18 protein-coding genes are annotated in these 18,671 nt (G+C 46.4%); 7 read left to right on the top strand and 11 right to left on the bottom strand.

Annotated elements, in window-relative coordinates; genetic code table 11:
- Positions 1-34: 34 nt before the first annotated feature.
- Positions 35-985, bottom strand: coding sequence for an AAA family ATPase (locus tag PPG34_RS03085; protein WP_313831671.1), 951 nt, complete (start codon positions 983-985; stop codon positions 35-37).
- 232 nt (positions 986-1,217) lie between these two features.
- Here PPG34_RS03085 and PPG34_RS03090 point away from each other — a divergent pair, with 232 nt between their 5' ends.
- Complete coding sequence (locus tag PPG34_RS03090; protein ID WP_313831672.1) at positions 1,218-1,856, top strand: LysM peptidoglycan-binding domain-containing protein; 639 nt, start codon at positions 1,218-1,220, stop codon at positions 1,854-1,856.
- Between the two features lie 93 nt (positions 1,857-1,949).
- Here PPG34_RS03090 and PPG34_RS03095 read toward each other — a convergent pair whose 3' ends face one another.
- The gene (locus PPG34_RS03095) at positions 1,950-2,159 is read right to left on the bottom strand and encodes a hypothetical protein (protein ID WP_313831673.1); all 210 of its coding nucleotides are present in this window, start codon (positions 2,157-2,159) and stop codon (positions 1,950-1,952) included.
- A 173-nt stretch (positions 2,160-2,332) separates the two neighbouring features.
- On the opposite strand from PPG34_RS03095, the gene PPG34_RS03100 reads away from it, so the two are divergent.
- On the top strand, positions 2,333-3,268 hold the full coding sequence (locus tag PPG34_RS03100; protein ID WP_313831674.1) for an RluA family pseudouridine synthase: 936 nt from the start codon (positions 2,333-2,335) through the stop codon (positions 3,266-3,268).
- Between the two features lie 52 nt (positions 3,269-3,320).
- Here the strand turns inward: PPG34_RS03100 and PPG34_RS03105 are convergent, their stop codons facing one another.
- From PPG34_RS03105 to PPG34_RS03125, 5 genes are all read right to left on the bottom strand, one after another.
- Entirely contained in the window at positions 3,321-3,677 is a 357-nt protein-coding gene (locus PPG34_RS03105; protein WP_313831675.1) for a cupin domain-containing protein, read from the bottom strand.
- 92 nt (positions 3,678-3,769) lie between these two features.
- Positions 3,770-4,723, bottom strand: coding sequence for a 50S ribosomal protein L11 methyltransferase (locus PPG34_RS03110; RefSeq protein WP_313831676.1), 954 nt, complete (start codon positions 4,721-4,723; stop codon positions 3,770-3,772).
- A gap of 119 nt (positions 4,724-4,842) precedes the next feature.
- Positions 4,843-6,069 (bottom strand): aminotransferase class V-fold PLP-dependent enzyme, encoded by a 1,227-nt coding sequence (locus PPG34_RS03115; RefSeq protein WP_313831677.1) that lies wholly within the window; start codon positions 6,067-6,069, stop codon positions 4,843-4,845.
- Complete coding sequence (gene kynA / locus PPG34_RS03120) at positions 6,044-6,901, bottom strand: tryptophan 2,3-dioxygenase (RefSeq protein WP_313831678.1); 858 nt, start codon at positions 6,899-6,901, stop codon at positions 6,044-6,046. The genes PPG34_RS03115 and kynA overlap by 26 nt, the downstream gene beginning before the upstream one ends.
- Positions 6,902-7,048: 147 nt before the next feature.
- A complete protein-coding gene (locus PPG34_RS03125) occupies positions 7,049-7,882 on the bottom strand; it encodes a sugar nucleotide-binding protein (protein WP_313831679.1) in 834 nt (277 codons plus the stop codon).
- Between the two features lie 235 nt (positions 7,883-8,117).
- Here PPG34_RS03125 and PPG34_RS03130 point away from each other — a divergent pair, with 235 nt between their 5' ends.
- On the top strand, positions 8,118-8,894 hold the full coding sequence (locus PPG34_RS03130) for a glycine-rich domain-containing protein (RefSeq protein ID WP_313831680.1): 777 nt from the start codon (positions 8,118-8,120) through the stop codon (positions 8,892-8,894).
- Between the two features lie 78 nt (positions 8,895-8,972).
- Here PPG34_RS03130 and PPG34_RS03135 read toward each other — a convergent pair whose 3' ends face one another.
- Entirely contained in the window at positions 8,973-9,149 is a 177-nt protein-coding gene (locus tag PPG34_RS03135; RefSeq protein WP_313831681.1) for a hypothetical protein, read from the bottom strand.
- A 128-nt stretch (positions 9,150-9,277) separates the two neighbouring features.
- On the opposite strand from PPG34_RS03135, the gene PPG34_RS03140 reads away from it, so the two are divergent.
- Both PPG34_RS03140 and PPG34_RS03145 read left to right on the top strand, forming a co-directional pair.
- Positions 9,278-10,606, top strand: a complete 1,329-nt coding sequence (locus PPG34_RS03140) for an ArsB/NhaD family transporter (protein WP_313831682.1) — start codon at positions 9,278-9,280, stop codon at positions 10,604-10,606.
- Positions 10,603-11,052, top strand: a complete 450-nt coding sequence (locus tag PPG34_RS03145; protein WP_313831683.1) for a CBS domain-containing protein — start codon at positions 10,603-10,605, stop codon at positions 11,050-11,052. The genes PPG34_RS03140 and PPG34_RS03145 overlap by 4 nt, the downstream gene beginning before the upstream one ends.
- A gap of 34 nt (positions 11,053-11,086) precedes the next feature.
- Here PPG34_RS03145 and PPG34_RS03150 read toward each other — a convergent pair whose 3' ends face one another.
- Positions 11,087-12,307: a cation:proton antiporter gene (locus PPG34_RS03150; protein WP_313831684.1), complete on the bottom strand. Its 1,221-nt coding sequence runs from the start codon at positions 12,305-12,307 to the stop codon at positions 11,087-11,089.
- 219 nt (positions 12,308-12,526) lie between these two features.
- Here PPG34_RS03150 and PPG34_RS03155 point away from each other — a divergent pair, with 219 nt between their 5' ends.
- Both PPG34_RS03155 and PPG34_RS03160 read left to right on the top strand, forming a co-directional pair.
- Positions 12,527-12,859, top strand: coding sequence for a YajD family HNH nuclease (locus tag PPG34_RS03155; RefSeq protein ID WP_313831685.1), 333 nt, complete (start codon positions 12,527-12,529; stop codon positions 12,857-12,859).
- A gap of 287 nt (positions 12,860-13,146) precedes the next feature.
- Complete coding sequence (locus tag PPG34_RS03160; protein ID WP_313831686.1) at positions 13,147-16,116, top strand: HD domain-containing protein; 2,970 nt, start codon at positions 13,147-13,149, stop codon at positions 16,114-16,116.
- Positions 16,117-16,195: 79 nt separating this feature from the next.
- On the opposite strand, the gene PPG34_RS03165 is transcribed toward PPG34_RS03160, so the two are convergent.
- Complete coding sequence (locus tag PPG34_RS03165; RefSeq protein ID WP_313831687.1) at positions 16,196-18,025, bottom strand: TIGR03545 family protein; 1,830 nt, start codon at positions 18,023-18,025, stop codon at positions 16,196-16,198.
- A complete protein-coding gene (locus PPG34_RS03170; RefSeq protein ID WP_313831688.1) occupies positions 18,025-18,543 on the bottom strand; it encodes a TIGR03546 family protein in 519 nt (172 codons plus the stop codon). The genes PPG34_RS03165 and PPG34_RS03170 overlap by 1 nt, the downstream gene beginning before the upstream one ends.
- Between the last annotated feature and the right edge of the window lie 128 nt (positions 18,544-18,671).

Consider the following 18,671-nt stretch of genomic DNA (forward strand, 5'->3'; position numbering starts at 1 on the left):
TAGAGTTTTGAAATTCCCACTTGAAATTTCTCCACTATCGATCCGGATGCAAAGGGTCATCCGACTCAAAAAAGAAATCTCCCAATCCACGAGGCAACAACTGCTCCCCGATTGCCCGTTTTCGCTGCCGAGAAAGACCCTCCAAATCCAAGGCCTCTTCCCCAAGCACTTTAATCAACGCTTCTCGCCACACATCGTCGCGCGAAATTGGATGCGAAGGGTCTTGCGCCAAACGTTTAAGGGCATATTGAAGAAGATGAATGCCATCCCGTGGTGAAAAACCTAAATCAAGCTGGTGTGATTTCTGTAAAAATTCGACAGTGAGTAGAAGTATATCTTGTGCGGCAAAGGGCAAATGATACTGCAAGATCGCCAATTCATGTTCCCGATTCGGAAATTCCAATTTCAAGCTCGGTTGCAATCGGGAAAGGATATAATCCGGGACTTCATAGGTAGAGGCATCTTCGTTCATTGTGACACAACATCGGAAATCAAGATGGGCTTGGATTTTGATACCAGCAATCACCGACTCCACGCATCGTCGATGGTCGAGTAACGGCGCCAAAGAGGCCCAACTCTTCTCATTCATCCGATTGCCTTCATCCAGCAAGCACACGCTGCCAGTCAGCATGGCGGTCACTAAAGGTGAGGCTTGATAGGTAATGGTTCCTCCTCCGGCGATAACCGGAGTAATAAGCAAATCCTCGGGGCGTGTATCAGCCGTACATTGATAAATGTACAGGACCTGTTTCCGTTCACGTGCCGCTGACATGGCCAAGGTGGTCTTGCCAATACCAGGCTGCCCGATCACCCGAGGGCATAGGGGAAGGTCTTTGTCGGCAATTACCAGCCAACATGCCAGAAGTTGCTGCAGGACCTCCCGGTCTCCGATCCATTCTTGATCAGAATAATGTGGTTGTGCCAACCGTAGGGAAATGCCTTCAACATCGAGGGTTCTGGGAGGTTGGGGTTGGGATTTCATCATATCACCAGGTCTATTTGTGGAATTTTTTCACAGGTTCATTGTAAGATGATGAAGGTAGCATAGCCTCTACAGGTGGTCAATTCAGCAGACAAGAGCTAGGAGATCAGGCTTTGTGATACCATTTGACATTCATGATTTCTCGATCTATTCTTCCGATCCAAAGTATTCTTCGCGCGCACGTGGTTACCACAATTTTTGCAAACTCATGTACATCGGTGGAGGGAATTTGAATATGGCTAAGTCTGAGCATGCAGATATTCTACAGCACACTCACTCGTGGCAGGCCAAGCCCAGCATCCGCTTGGCACTCCTCTGCATCCTCGCAAGCGGTATTTTGGGAGGCTGTGTCAGCTCAGAAAAATACGAAAGTGAAAAGGCGAGAGCTTTAAACTTCCAGCGCCTACTCGCCCAAGAAGAAAAACGAACCGGCGAGTTGAATTCTCAGGTTCAAGCCACCAAACGTCAGTTAGCCTCTATCGAATCTCAAAATAAAGACCTGACGATTGAGCTTGAAGCCTTGCGAGATCAAATGAGTCGACAAGAAAGCCAAATGGGCAGCATGGCCCCCGACTCAAGCTCACCTGGTCTCTCTTCGTCCCAGGATCTCTCCCTATCCGAACCTTCACTCTCTGAATTTGGGTTAAGTGATTTATCCTTTAATGAATCAGATTTCAAAGATTTCGGGGAAATTGGTGGCGGAAGTGGGGATAGTATGGGAGGGGAACCCACCTACTACACTGTCGTGCGCGGCGATACCCTCTACCGCATTTCTCGGGAATATGGGGTAACCGTCAATCAACTCAAAGAATGGAATAATCTGACGAGTAATGATATTTCCGTGGGTCAAAAGCTTGCGGTGAGCCGACCATAACCACATATCGATCGCCATCAAGAATTGCGCGCATCCCTCGACTTCCACTGATCAAAGAGCAAGTATTTTTTGATGTCATGGTCAGATCGATTCCTAAGGCGTCATGGGCATGAATTTCGCTGCATCGATAACCGACCATAGGTGAATTACCCAGCCAAGCCATACAAACCATAAGGCTGCTGCTAGTGCAAACATCATGGCGGCACGCAATAATCGCCCTTGCAACAATTGCCCCAGCCCCGGGATAAAAAAACTACACAAGGCCGCCAGCACATTCCCCCCAGACCCTTGACCCGGCATCATTTCCCTCCCTATTGTTTCAGTTCGCTGTTCAAAATTACGAAGAATCAGCCTTTTCGGCACTATCGCATGTTTCAGCAAAAAAACTCTAGTCTAGGCTACAATCGAACAATACTTGGTACCACGGCCACTTTCTATTGCTGCGAAATTTCCTATATCAAGGACCATACGGATACATGATTACCCAATTTGTCATTACACCAGGGGAAAAACCTAAACGGCTTGATGTTTTTCTTCGCCATCGAGAGCCAGATATTTCACGGACATGCATTCAACGACTCATTGAGTTGGGTAGAATTCGCCTCAATACTGCAGTAGTCAAACCTAGCCATACCGTCAAACCTGGTGATCGCATCACTATAGACACCCCACAACCCGAAACCTTGTCTCTTGCAGGCAAGACCGTTCCCCTTGACGTGCTTTATGAAGATGAATGTCACTTGGTACTCAATAAACCAGCAGGCATTGTCGTTCACCCTACCTCCGGACATTGGTCAGGAACCCTGCTGAACGCCATTCTTTCTCACTTTCAATTACAGCCGACACCTCATCACGATTCGATAGATACTCCGAAACCACGGTTTGTGCATCGGTTAGACAAAAATACGTCAGGTGTGATGGTGGTAGCCAAAACGCGAGAAGCCCATCGCGCACTCGCATGGCAATTTGAACAGCACACGATCACGCGAGTATATGAAGCTTTAATTTGGGACATTCCTGCGGATTCACAGGGCGTGATTAATCTCCCAATCGGGCGAGATAGAAAAAACAGGAAACTGGTTTCCGCTCAGACCAATGAACCGAAACCCGCCACCACTGAATATCGGATGGTGCAACGGTTTGGAAAGAAGGCATCACACGTGCAGCTGGTCCCCAAAACAGGAAGAACTCACCAAATACGGGCCCACATGGGATCGATTGGATGCCCCATTTTGGGAGATACGACCTACGGTGGGCAGAAAGTAAACTCCATTGAAAAGCGAATGATTCCTCGTGTCATGCTCCACGCACGAACATTAGGCTTTCGACACCCGAAGACTGGAAAATTTCAGGAATATTCCACAACCCTACCTTCTGATATGCAGAGCACCGTTCAGGCCTTGAAAAATTAACACGAAGGGCAAGAGGTTATTGTAACGGATTACGCATCACTCATTTCCCCCACTACTCATCACGATGCACGTTATCAGGAGAGAAGGCAGGGATACACACGGCTACATATTCCGCGCCTTCAGCTTCTGGAGTACTGTAACGCACCCATTCTCCACGAAAGGCCAGTACCGCCTCGCCGGCCTTGACCTCGGTGACACCGGACTTCGTCTCCACTTGCAAGCTGCCCTTCAACACGAGCGTATATTCGTCGAACTCTGGGGTTTGTCCGGGTTCTAGCCATCCCCCAGGACTCATCATCTTCGCGATACTGACAGTTTCAGTTTTTGAATTCACACGGCCAAAAAACTCTTCGATCAGTTTGGGTTTGTTACCCGCAGGTTTGATCACCGTTGGTTTCTTGATATGCATACCATCAGCTCCTTCTAGAAATGATTGTATTCCTTAAATCCACCAACGAAAATGAAGCAGAATCAAAATAGGAAAATGACAAGTGCGAAGGCTTAGGCACCTTGAGGTTTAGGATGGTTTGAGAAACTATGAGGAGACCCATGCAATGTGGAATGCTCAAAATGCTGCCCATTGACATCAACTTTCCAATGCCAGTTTTCACCATTCCCGGTTGAAGAAAATTCACAAAGAATACGATTCCCTCGATCCACCGTCACCGGTTTTTCTATTGGGAAAAATGCCACGCCCCAGTGAGAATCTTTATCTCTCGGATCATTCGATATTCTGAGTCCAGGCATGAGGTCCGCATTGAACCATCCTGCGAAACCATGACAACGCCCACGACGAGAAGCATACACCGAAACCTTTGTGTCAATTTCGACCATTTTTGTTTCCGCAAATACAATAGGTTCTACCCGCGTCGGTTCTGCCAAAAAAGTTCCTTCGTGTAATTTCAAGATATGAAAATTGTTCACTGTCAATTTTCTGATTGGCGAGAAATCAAATCCTTGGCAACCATTCACCCAAAAATCAACTACATGTTCGTAAAACTGGGGCATCTCGACCGGGACAAGAATCAATTCCACACTATGAGGAATCAGTCTGCCACCAGGCTTAAGATAGCGGTCACGCGCATCTGTCAAAGAACCTAAAATGCCTTCCTCAAATCCAAAAGTGCCCATGGTCTCAGTGACAATCACATCGGCTTTTTCTGGCAATTCCACATTAAAGGACATGTCATGGAAAAAAGAAATTTTTTCCTGATACCCATTTTGGGCAGCCGCAAGTTTTGCCATCTCAATGACCGGCTCGCTTTCGATGCCATACACATGCTTGGCCCCGGCACGTCGAGCCAGTAAGGAGAGAATACCCGACCCACAACCCACATCCACCACCACATCCCCGGCCTTCACGACCCGTGAGATCGCCTGACGATAGGCCCCAGTCCGGGCATCATCCATCAGCATAGAGAGGTGATAATTAATGAAATCGGTATATTTCGTCATGGGGTTTCCAATTCGCGCATAAGAGAATTCTTAGGTTCCTGACTCAAATGCCTAAGCCTACAATCTACTTTAACGCGATAGCAAGGTAGGTTTTACGGGGAAGTATGAGGGGCAATAGGTCAGTTATCCCTCCTGCCATAGGCGGCAAGTTTTCCAACAGCCTCTCCAAGTTCTTCTTCCGTGGTTAAAATATCCGGACATATTCGGAGGAGGCCGTTTCTGGCGTCGACGATGATCTTTTGGGCCCTTAGCTGTGAAGCTATCGCATCTGCCGAATTGACGGCAATGGCCAAAAATGCACCTCTCCGGTCTGGATGGCCTATCGGTTGAAGGTCGTGCTGTGCAAGAAGTTTTGAAAGCCGAGCCTGCAGTTTGAGTGAATAGGCTCTGAGCCGATCGACCCCCATCGACAAAGTAAACATCAATCCGGCTTTGGCTTGGTAATATGGAAGGATAGGTGGTGTGGATTCGAGAAATGCATTGCCTCCCTCAGAAAGATATGGGGTGTCAGGTCGTTGGAAGGCAAATGGCTTAGGCTGAGCAAACCAGCCGGTATCAAGAGTGTTTAGGGAACCGTTTAAATGACAGGGGTGCACGTACAACCAACAGGCCCCTGGGCCACCTCTCAAATATTTATAACACCCACCGATAGCGAAGTCGGCGCCTAAATCTTCCATATTCGCGGGTAACACACCCACAGCATGGTACAGGTCAACTAACACCCTTACGCCACGTGTTTGGGCCTCGCTAATTAATTTTCTCAATCCAGTTAAATACTGCCCTGTGATGAATAACACCATGGATACCACGATAAGGTCGGCGCCCTTTCCAATTGCATCCAGGATATCTTCTTCATGATAGACACCTTGGTCATCAGGGCCAACTTGTATTAAATCAATCCTGTCACGTTGGGCATAGACTTTAAGAATATGGTCGACAGAGCCGAATTCGGCCGTCGTCGTGACGACTCGAATTTTCTTGTCGAAACAATTCAGGATGGCGCGTAAGCCTTGGCCAGCACTGGTTTTTGGAATGATACAGTCTTCACGTGGAGCATGAATCAGTTGAGCTATCCGTCCACGAAAGGCCTGAATTTCGGCCAGCCAGCCATCCCAAGCTCCGTCCATGTCTTGGTACCACAGGTCTAAGGCTTGCTGAACATCGATAGCCATCTGATCAAGTGGGCGGCCTAACGAATGATTGGCGAGATAGATTTCTTTGCGTTGTAGCACGCGCGAAAAAAGGGGATGGATTGAACGAACAAGGGAACTTTCCTTTAAAGGACCCGTGCCAAGTTCCGCCACGGCTTCCAGTATTGCATTATCCGTCGATTTCTGTACGGACATCGAAAAGCTCCGGAAAGAACGTGAGATCAAGAGCATGTTTGAGATACCCCACCCCTGATGACCCGCCTGTCCCTCGTTTGTAACCGATAATCCGTTCCACGGTTTTCAAATGCCGAAAGCGCCAGAGATGAAAGTTTTCTTCGACATCGACTAACTTCTCACACATTTCATACGCGTTCCATTGGGATTCGGGATGGTCATAGATCTGTTTAAATATTGGAATGAGGTTTGGGTTCCGGACATGCGGTTTGGACCAATCTCGCTCAAGGCATTCTGCAGGGATCGGATACCCACACCGAGCCAGGTATCGGAGAAATTCATCGTACAAACTGGGCGCATGCAGGATCTTGGTAATCTCCTGGTACAACTGCTCACTATATTGGAACACCTCAGTTACTGCTGCATTTTTATTGCCGAGAATAAATTCAATCTCCCGGTATTGCACCGACTGGAATCCTGAAGCATTGGCTAACACCTTTCGGAACTGGGCATATTCATTGGGCGTCAGCGTCTCCAATACTGCCCATTGTTCGAATAACTGTCGTTGAATTTGTTTGACGCGGGACAGGATTTTAAAACACGGATTCAGATGATCTTGTTGAATATGTACAACAGCCGCCTGCAACTCATGCAGGATCAGCTTCATCCACAATTCTGAAGTTTGATGCTGAATAATAAAGAGCAGTTCATCGTGATGGGGCGGATCACTCAGCGGATTTTGCGCAGACAGCAATCGATCTAATTTGAGATATTCTTCATAGGTCAGTTTGCCACGGAGATCAAGCTTGATCCCCTTTTCGAGTTCTGAGCCATATTTTTGAGAATCGCTCATAAGTTCTTACGATGGAGAACCCACGGTGAGAGCAGCCAAGCCTTCACTTTTAGGATACTCCAGGTGTCGTCATAAACCAATAAAATACCCGGAGTATGTCATTTTCGCCCTAATAGGAAAAAGAAACAATCCCGAGAAAATTATTGATTAACCATCGCACACGCTGGATAAGGGATGGGACAAATCACCCTCATAGACTGTGGCGAGCTCGATGCGGCCCAAATGAGGATGTGTTTGTTGATGGCGAGTTTCGATCTTAAAAGTGACGGGAATGCTAAACTTGCCAATCAAAAAGTTGGCTAACTCTACACGTGACATGGGACGGGTCGCAGAGACATGGCGAATCCCTGTTTCACTACTTTGAGCAAGCTGCATCACGCGGGTGGCTAAGTCGTGTTGCCAGACGACAGAGCGGGATTCATCTTCAATGATGGTGATAGGCAAATTTTGTTTTGTCCGATAGCGCAGCCAATCCAAGTGACCGGTTCGTCCATCTGGGGATTCCCCGATTCCAAGCCCCGCACGAATCACCAATGTCCCCATCCGTGTTAACGCCAATTGTTCTGCTGCCACACGGGTATTTCCATACACACTAATGGGGGATGGACTGACGTGTTCGGTGTACCTACCATCACCACCAAACACATGGTCGGAAGACACGTAGACTAATCGAGTACCCTCTGGCATTGCCTTCATGACCCGGCCGAGCTGTTGCACATTCATCTCATACGCCCACTCCGGCGAAGCCTCACACTTCGGCACATCACACACCGCATGACAATACACTAAAAGGTTCGGCTGAGTGCGCCGAAAGACATCCGCCACCCAGGCAGAATTATGAAGTTGAAGGGCGGGCCACTGCCGAACGGCTTTGGCCTTATTTCCGGGAGAAGCAAACGGCAACACGCTCTTGGGGAACATCGTAGCAAGATGAAAACCCAACAACGACGTCGCGCCAAATACTAGGATCGGAGGGAGCATCAGAGTTTAAAAACGCTAAACAAATCACGACCAAAGGTACAAAGGTTCACGACCAAAGAGTATAGGCCTATCACCTCATTAGCAACCTGTTTGTATAAATGGGGGCAACGAGCCCCAAAGTAATTAAGATTTCTAAGTTTCTACCGACGGATTTTAGTAAAGACATACATATTTTAACTAGCGAATATTAGCGGATCACAAGAGGTCCTTTTCGCAAAGAACAGCCAGGCCCCTTATGTTACTACCCATCATTGTCGGTATCATCCTTGTACTCGCTATCGCCACATTTTTGCGATTCCGATATCCAGCTCCATCGACCGGAAATTCCTCGAATGAAGAACAAGAGAACTTCATTGAAACCTATGTGTTTCCGCGAAGAATCGAGCAGAAAGTCAAAGAACAATATTCCCACCTCACCGAGCAGCAAATTTCTCAGGTACTCACCGGTTTACAGGATTTTTTTCATGCCTGCCAACAAGCAAGTCGCATCATAATCGGAATGCCCTCGCAAGTCGTGGATGTGGCCTGGCATGAGTTCATTCTGGATACTCGGGAATATCAATATTTTTGCGAGCGTGCATTTGATCGATTCCTTCACCATACCCCGGCAGAAGCCATGCCCTCAGAAGGGGCTAACCAAGAAGGACTGAGGCGCGCTTGGCAACTCACTTGTAGGCGAGAGGGGATCGACCCAAAGTCTCCGACCCGACTCCCCTTGCTGTTTGCGCTGGATTCTACTATAGCCTCGATCCCCAGGAAGACGAAGATGCGCCTTACTGCGCGAAACAGATCGGCTGTACATGGATCCCCAATCGCAAAGATCCCCCAAAGCGTTTGGAAACTACCTCCTCCTTTGGGAGACGAGACACCAGTAGCTGTGGAGGATGCGCAGGTAGTTGTGGAGGTGGATGCGGAGGTGATTAAAAAATTTTCAAGGGATAACCCGGGTATTTTAGTTTGGGGCTTTCCAAGTGGAAGTCTTAAGGTCAGTTGCCTACACCGTGTTTTCTAAAAGCAAAGACAAGTTGTCCCGACTCAGACAGATTGTCCAGCCCACCTGCCAACAATACAGGATTCAGCGACAAATAACTTAATGAGTAAGCAAGCTATCATGAGTATTTTTCTTTGATAGACCACTCTTTAGGCACACACCTAATTGGCACAAAGTTTGCGTAAAGTCCGAAGGAAACAAACGTGGCAGCACCTGTTCGACAGGATCGTCGCTTTCCAACACGACTGACGGCACTTGGTTAAGCAATGCTCGCATTCGATTTCTCACCATCAAAAACTCACGTAATCTCTATCGAGGCCAATGCTCCTTCGCCGCTATCATAACTTTCAGGGTATAAAACTTGCCTAACATCCCATTACCGGAAATTTTTCCAGGCCATAGTTATGTCTGAAACTGGTGGGTCCCACCTCCTTCTGGCCACCAGTATCCTGCTGGTCACCTATGCGGTCATAATTTCCGAGCGTTTTAACCGTGCCATTGTCGCACTTATTGGCGCTTCCTTAGTCATAGGACTCGGTGTCCTCTCCCAAGAAGAAGCTATTCGCGGCATTGATTTCAACACCCTTGGATTGCTCGTTGGCATGATGGTGTTAGTAGGCATCACAAAAGAATCAGGGGTGTTTCAATTTCTCGCTATTAGAGCAGCCAAATTCGCCAGAGGAAAACCCTGGGGCATTTTGGTGATGTTATCAATCGTCACGGCGATCCTCTCGGCGTTTCTGGATAATGTCACCACCGTCCTCCTTGTGGCACCCGTCACCTTACTTATCGCCGACGAATTAAAAATCAATCCCTACCCCCTCCTTTTTGCTGAGATCAACGCATCTAATACAGGAGGAACCGCCACTTTGATCGGAGACCCTCCTAATATTATGATTGGCTCGGCCACAGGTTTGACGTTTAATGAATTCGCGATAAATCTGTCCCCTGTGGCCTTGATGGTGTTTGGAGCAACTCTTATACCGCTATGGTGGATTTATGGAAAAACCTTGACCGCATCCCCCGAGGCGCAAAACCGGATCATGGCTTTTGATGAATATCAAGCCATTCGAGACGTGTTTCTTCTCAAGCAATGCTTAGCCGTATTTGGGCTTGTGATTATTGGATTTATCTTCGCCCACCCCCTGCATTTAGAACCGGCAACTATCGCACTGGGCGGCGCAGCGCTTCTATTACTGTTGGTGACTTTTCCCTTAGACCCCGAAAAGGCTGGCCATAAAGTTCATTTATTGTTTGGCCAAGTAGAGTGGATAACGATCTTCTTTTTCTGTGGTTTATTCATTATTGTCGCCGGGGTGGAGCATGCCGGGCTTCTCAAAAAATTGGCTGACTGGACGTTAGCCTTAACCTCTGGGGACTTTACTGTGACCCTGTTGGCGATTCTCTGGGTCTCGGCGGTCTTATCCGCCATCGTGGATAACATTCCGTTTGTGGCGACCATGATTCCCATGATTAAAGACATGCTTCCGATATTCGAACAAAGTGGGGTTTCTGCAGATCAGGTCGTCGGACTTTGGTGGGCCTTGTCGCTAGGAGCCTGCCTGGGGGGAAATGGATCACTCATCGGGGCATCCGCAAACCTGATCGTCGCCGGAATTGCCGAACGAAACGGCGTACCATTCCGCTTTATGGCTTTTTTGAGAGTCGCGTTTCCTTTAATGATACTCCAGGTTTTAATTGCCAGTGTCTATGTTTGGTGGAGGTATGCATGAACGCCAGGGATATCATGACTCAAGAGGTGCGTACACTCTCTCCCGAATGCACGATCGGCGAGGCGGTACGCCAATTCGCACAGGAAAAAATTCAATCGTTTCCCATTATTGATGCCAATCGGAAACTTCTGGGAACGTTGAATCTATGGAAAATTCTTGAACACGTACTGCCGGATTACCTGTTATCCGGAGAGCTTCGAGAGGTGGGCTATGCTCCAGATCTCAAACAAATTCACGAACGGTTAGTTGCTGCAAAGCATGAGGCGGTCTCGTCTCTGATGACGGTTAATCCACCAGTCGTGAGCCCAGATGATTCCGTATTGGCCTGCGCCACCCTCATCATGAACACTCCAAAAACGGTATACTTACTCCCAGTGGTTGATACCTCACAACACCTTCTGGGTATCATTGCCCCTTGGGATATCATTAAAGAAATTGCCCAGTAGGCAGGTCCCAAAGGATAGCCCAACTTATCTTTGGTTACCCAGCCGTGGGGTTTGGCAGATGATGCTGGTAGTTCTTGTATAGCCACTTGACGGCAAACGGAGGGAACATGGTGGTAAGCGCAATCACAATCACCATTCCGGCATAAATTTCATTCGTAAAAATTTCACTCACCCGACCCAATTCAGCAAAAATGAGACCCACTTCTCCGCGTGGAATCATGGCGGTTCCAATGATGAGGCGAGCAGGCCAAGGTTCATCAAGCAAAAGCGCCCCAACCATTTTTCCAGCAATCGCCACGACAAAAAGACACAATGAAAAAATCCAAATAAACGGGGAACTCCAATTGACATCTTGCAAATTTAAGGACAATCCAACCATCACAAAAAATATTGGAGTAAATAAAAAAATAATCGGATTCATTTGCGCCTCAATACGTTCGGCAAACGCAGGATCGTAATGCAGGGCCACCCCAAAGGGAAGAAAGAACCGTCGAGAAAGCGCCAAGCCCGCGGCAAACCCCCCAAGCAATTCTGGGGCCCCCACTTCGTGGGCCAACCATGCAAAAAACAGCACCAGTGAGACCACAGAGGTTGGAATTAATCCTGAAATGGTTGTGACTTGTTCGAAACGATGAATGATCTGAGAAATCAATTTTGCGGCGATAGGGGCAAGGATAAAAAACGCGGCTAAAAACGCAAGGACCTTGCTGGCATTAAACAAGTTGATTCCGCCTCCAATGGAAAATTCGTACAGGAGGGCAAGCAAGACTACCCCCAAGACATCGTCCAGAACCGCCGCTCCTAAAATGATCTGGCCTTCTCGATTTTGATGACGATTCAGATCCATCAATACCCTGACCGTAATCCCAATGCTGGTGGCGGTTAAAGTCCCCCCAACAAACAATGAAACCAGGAGAGACAAACCAAATACCCAATACCCTAGAGCAAATCCCAGAATAAAAGGCACCACAAACCCCCCTGCTGCGACTATGAAAGAGGCCAGTCCCGTACGTACCAGACGCTTGACATCGGTTCCTAACCCGACTTCGAATAACAATAAGATGATGCCGATCTCCGCGAGCAACTTGATGACCTCGCCCGGCTCAATCCAACCCAGCAGACTTGGTCCTAAAACCACGCCTGCGCAGAGTTCCCCCATTACCCGTGGCGCATGCATGCGTTCCGCAATCTCTGCAAAAATTCTTGCCGTCAGGAGAATAATGAGTAGGTGCAGGAAAAAGGTATGAACTTCCACAGTTACCCCATACGTAAGTGGAATTAAACTCAGGTAAGCAGCGACTTACACAACAAACCCAATATGCCTCAGGGTCTCAATAAATGCTACCCCTTAAATACACGTATGAAAGGAAGGTGCGATCCAGGAGGGAGCGGATTGTCATATCTAGAAGAAAGCGGGAAAGTAATGTAATCTTAAGAAAGAAAGTGGACCCTTTGGCATGTTTAATGGAGACTAATGATGAGTGGATCCTACAAGGGTCGTCACAAATTACAACGGCTCCAAAAACCTCAAAGCAACCGTCCCGTGGAAGACGTAGTCAAAGAATTACAACAAAAACAACCACGCCACCCACCCTACCGAGAACAGTCATTTAAAATTCATGGTTTGATTTGCGCCAAATGCGCCAGGGAGTTTGATGAAAGCAATAAACATCTGCTCACCGTCCATCATAAAGACGGTAATCATCACAATAATCCTTCTAATGGGTCAAATTGGGAAAATCTCTGCGTCTACTGCCACGATGACGAACACAGCCGAGGAATGCTTGGCGACTATTTGAGCTCTTAAGCCAGGGAATTTCGATTTTTGACTGAGACCATTAACCGTGTGCAGACTGGATCCAATTCTACCCAATCTCCCAAAAACCAAGCTCGTCATTGAAGTTTAATAGTATTGTGGTGTACTTTTGAATCTATAATCATCGGTTCTATTTGTCCCTGATTTTTTTAAGTGTTCTGTATCATTAGTCCCAGGCATCTGAATCATTTGGCTATTTGCCAGGTGAAATATTCTCATGCACGAGTTGAGATAACTCTTCCATAATGAAATAACGGCGTGCCCGGAGCCATTCTAATATGAGATTAGACCCTCAAAACACACCTTTATTTAATTACTTATACCAAAAAAGCTCCGTTTATCATGGTAAGGCCTTAGAACTTCGAGAAGCGATTCAAGATTGGTTAGCCTACATTCCCGAAACCTTTCCACATTACACCAGACATACTGTTCAACATAGTGATGAAATCATTTTGCAGATATCAAAAATTCTTTTCTTCGACGATGATCCAAACAAGGGGTCCATTCAGCTTTCAGCGGTTGAGGCATATATATTAATTGCCGCAGCCTATCTACATGATGCTGGAATGGTCACTTCAAATAAGGAAAAAGAGAATATATTACAATCGGAAGATTGGAAAATTTGGACTACTTCTGGTGGCGGAAAAAAAAGATGGGAAGAAATAATTCAACTTCGAGCTAATAATCGTCCACCTGATGAAACGCTTCGAAATTTCCTAGCTGATCTACAAATTCGCTTCTTAGTAGCAGAATATATCCGTCGTTATCATCATATTAGAGCCATGAATGTAATTAGTGAGCACCAAGCATCATTAGGCCGATTTGCTTTTGATGATCCAATTTTGTCCCGCACCATAGCGGATGTCTGTGTTGCACATGGATATAATCTTCATGAACTTGAAGATAGAGAGCGCTATCCCGACCAAAGAGATATTCGAGGAGAAAAAGTCAATGTCCGATTAATGGCAATTCTTCTTCGGCTGGGAGACCTACTGGATATGACCTCGGACCGTGCCTGTCCTTTATTGTTGAATGTAGCTTGTCCTTTACCTGCGGATAGCCTGGCTCATTGGACACAATATCGACGAATTAGTCATAGGCTTTCTAGCCCAGACTGTATAGAAATTCGAGCAGACTGTCATACACAGGATGAACACACAATATTACAGGATTGGTGTCATTGGATCGTTAACGAAGTCCAAAATTCCTCTGCAGTTGCAGCACGGTTTACTAGGCACAAGGAGTGGAACCCGCCACAGGCAATTCTGAATGGAGAAAATGCCACTATCCACATTCGTCCAGCATCAACAGCAAGTTACGTGCCTTCTAAGTGGACATTTGAATTAGATCATGAAGTCGTTTTCCAACGGCTGGTAAATGACGTTTATGATCACCCTGCAGTGTTTATCAGAGAGTTAATTCAAAATGCACTGGATGCATCACGTTCTCAAATGTACGCAGACATAATAATGGAAGGGAAAGCTCCACCGGAATATCCCACACAAGTTCAAAAAGAATATAGAAAGCGATATCCGATTGATATAAGCATCGAATGTAAACAAATTACAAATGCCCTTTCAGAAGAGTTAGAGGAACGGCAAATTTTTAAAATTAATGATTGGGGCATTGGAATGGACACAGAAATTATCGAAAGATATTTTCTTCAAGTCGGTCGGTCCTACTATACGACTGATGAATTTCGGCGAAAATTCAGTTTCGTGCCAACAAGCCGTTTTGGAATTGGGTTCCTTTCTGTCTTCGCCGTGAGCGACCTAGTAATTGTTGATACATATAAACCAACCAGTCCTAACCATGATGGTGCCATACGAATTAGTCTTTCGGGTCCCAGGAATTATTTGCTTAGGGAAAAATCACAGAGAAGAAAAACCGGAACAAAAATCGAAGTCCTTTTACGAGAGAATATAGAGCGAGGACAAATTACAAACCTCATATCCAAATGGTGTCGAAGAGTAGAATTTCCGATTGTAGTGAACGACTTCGGAACAAAAACCATAATAGAAGCTGAACGTCCAGAAGAATTCATAAGTGAAATACCAGATGTAACTGAGGAAGGCGCAACGTTTCGAATACGTTCCTTTCCAATCAATCGTCCTGGTATTGAAGGAGAGTTGTATGTTTTTGCTCACATAAATGCTGGCGGAGAATCTTGGGATAAGCTCTATTGGGCGAGACATATCTATCCGTTAAAAGATCCCAGAGCCACACCCCCTGAATACGTTGAGGATTTAATTTGCACCCATGGAATTGCAGTTGGTGCCCTTAGGCATTGGTTTGGGCATGGTTATTCATCTGCGATGAGGGCACGTCTGGATTATCGTTCAAATACTCAAGAATTAAACTTATCTAGAAGCACTATCCATAATCGAAGAGAATTGACGGAAAGAGGAGATCCAATGGTTATTTCCAGATGGGAGGAAATTCTACAGGAGCATTTAAATGGATCATCTTACGCAAATCGAGAAGACGGATGGAAATATAAACAGAGACTTGTCAATCGCTTTCCACTTCACACCTTTTGGGCTTCGCAACCTGAAACCATACCAATCTATCTGGACAATAAATTCTCAAAACTATCTCTGAAGCAAATTAAACAATTCGGTTTGATAACTTATGTGATTCCTGCAGGAGCTATTCATAGACATTCTCTTTATGGAGAGGATACGGTAAAAGAAATTCAAATTTCAGATTTGGATAACAATGCTCCCACTATTTCGGATAATGACCTGTCTTTTACTTCAGATGAACACATTACCGAAATTTTCGGAAATAGAATTGCAAGCAATGTACGATGGCTAGAAAGTGGGGACTTTGCTATAGATTGGGAGCTCGGAATTAACGAGCCTGAATATTCACCATTTTATATGACCAGATTTCCTAATTCGGAAATCATTGGATCAGGCATAATTAGAAAAAGTAGTAAATATTTTGGATCTTACCTATTACTGAATCTCAATAACGAATTTGTACAATGGTTTTTAAGGATTAAACTTGCTTCTAAGGAACCGCAAAGTCCAGTTACCATGACGCATGCCAATCAAACAAGTCATTTAATTGAAGAATGCATAAAATACCACGGAGGAAAGCTCCATGATCTGTCTGGCTATTTAAAAGGTTGGGGAAATATCAAAAGTCTAACGGCCGAACTTTGCCCACCAGAAATCGAGTTAAAAAGAAAAATGTTTGTTCTATGCAGAGATGAAAATGTAGAAGAGGACTGGCCCTCTTAGTAGTAGTAAGGATAAATCCGAAATAAAATAGATGTCAGTTTTGCATAACAATTTCAAATATTCTCATTGGTCTGCCAATTTAAAATGGCAGCTTAAAACCACCGGGGAGTTTGTCTGGAAGTCCTTCAGGTAGACCTTTGGGTAGGGCATTCTTGGGCAAGCCTTGTTCGAGCAATCCTTTTAAAAGATCGTTTTCTTTGGCTAAGCGATTGGTGAGTTCGCCGCCGATGGAATCCAAACCGCCGAGTGAACCGGTCAACGCCTTGAGTGGCTCAGAGACTTTGGCTGAAATCGCCGATTGTAAATCCTTGCCAAAACTTGCCGCGAGGTTCTTCACCATTTTTCCTGCAGCCTCTTTTAAGATCCGATCAAGTTCCGATTGAATACGCACGTCATACTGTTGGACCGTTCCCGTGATTTCGGCTTGAACCGACAGCGTCGAAATATCCGAAACCGCCCCACTTAAGGCGTTGGTCAGCGGATTAGCATCCCCGGGTTTCCCGGCCACTACCTGCAGAGATGACAAATCGGTGCTGCCGATCGCTGTAATGGCTTGACCCCGAAGTTGGGCATTAACTGTCACATCAGCAACCCCATTCTTAAGGACGACAGGCCACTCGGGTTGGGTAGACAAGGCCACCGGTTGAAGTTGGTACTCCTTCGCTTGAAATTGGATGGTATCCTGAGGTTGTTCCGGATTACGATGATCCAATGTCCCCTGAATGGTTACACTTTGAACATCCTTCAATTGTTTCCCGGCAAAGGCAAAGGTGAGGGGAAGGTCTAGAATGTGTGGCTCTGGAGTGATATTTTTGATTTGTCCCTGTATTTGACCGATATCCAAAAGGAAGGACACTTTCGCCAATCGAATCAAAAATTCCGGCACCGGTTGATATTCGGTAAAATGGACGTCTATTCCCTCACCCCTTTCAGGTGCTGGCCGATCCTCCGTTGAAGAATCCCCAGACTCTATTCCTCCAAGATAGGGTTGGACCATTTCATACCACCCCACACCTTCCTGAAGTTTCTCTCCAATTTGTTTTCCCAATAAGGATTCCCCAAGATTCGCGAGCCCTTTGGGAGACAAGCTATATTTCTCCTTCAACCGATTCAGGTCACGCTGCGGTGCTGACTGAACCTGTGCAATACGCTGCTTAAGTAACGCAATTTTTTCGTTAAACTCTTTTCGAGCGGACTTCAGATTTTCAAGGTCTTGTTCTATTTCCTGCTTGATGGTTTTGAGTTCTTCGACACCACCAAGCACATCACCGACGCCTTTTTTGGTCGATGATCTCAACTCTTCAATGCGCTTTTGATATTTGGCGAATTCCGCTTGCCCAGGCAAAGTCTTCAGTCGTTGCTTCCACACCTCTTGTTCTCGGTGAATGTCGTTCTGAATGGTTCGGACAAGTTTTAGGGTTTCCAGATCTTCCTGCTCCAGGATCTGTTCCACATTTGGGACCTTCAGCGGAGGAAGCGTAAAAGACAATTCCTCTTGGGGTGGTCCTTCCGTCAATTTTTGACTTCGAACCTCAATAGCTCCTGATGTGGCGCGGGCCGTCCCAAACTGCACATCTTCAACAGTCATCTCAGAAATAAGGACCTTGCGCCGCAACAACTGCAGACCATCCAAGCTCATGACCAAATTGGCGATTTCCACCATATTTGTCATGGGCTTCTCAGGATTTGTGACTTGGAAACGCGTTAGCCTTAGGCCTGCGGGAATTAACGTCAGATCCGCAGACCCAAGCTCCACTTTCGCGCCAACCGCCTTTGTTCCTTCCTCCTCAATAAGGGCTTTCACCAAACCATCCACCACCAACAGCCACAGCGCGGCAATAGCACACACTAATACGACGAAGGCACCCAACCCCCACCAGCGAATAACGCCAGTTTTTGGCTGAGTCATCAATGACCTCCAAATTGTGGAAGGGATTGATACATCTGGTACACTTTGCTGGCTTTAAAAAATTGCATCAGCCGCGTTTTTTCAACCCACGCTAATACATGCGCTCGGTACCGAAGGATGAGTACATTGGAGAGAAAGTAGAGAGGAAAAAACAATGCCAAAGAAAACACCAGACTGCCAATCACCACCGTGTTGTTAAATCTGGTGAACCGCCAAGGGGTCGAGTTATATAACGAGGTCCAAAGTCCTTCCAGTGAAGGAGCATTCAGCATTTGCATTCCGTTCCAGTGGAAAACCGGATCCAGGAGAAACGCGAATCCGGAAAATACGGCTAACCCAATTAAAAATGCCGACAGGTTGACCCGCAAGATCAACACCAACAAAAGTACCACCAGGTTATGCACATTCCACAACGGGGTGAATCCTGCCACCATCGCGAAACAAAACCCCAGGGAAACCTGGCCTGGATTAGTTTCAGAGTTTAGCACCCTGAGTAATCGTGCAATTAGCCGCAACATAGTTCACTGTAATTGATCAACAATACGGGGGAGGAGTAAGGCCTTATTGCTCTCCACGATACCTTAACGTTCTGAACCAAAATGTCAAGAATTTAAGAACCATCCAAGAACTGGAGAGGCGATTTTTT

This window comes from Candidatus Nitronereus thalassa, assembly GCF_032191465.1.
Classification (GTDB): Bacteria; Nitrospirota; Nitrospiria; order Nitrospirales; family UBA8639; genus Nitronereus; species Nitronereus thalassa.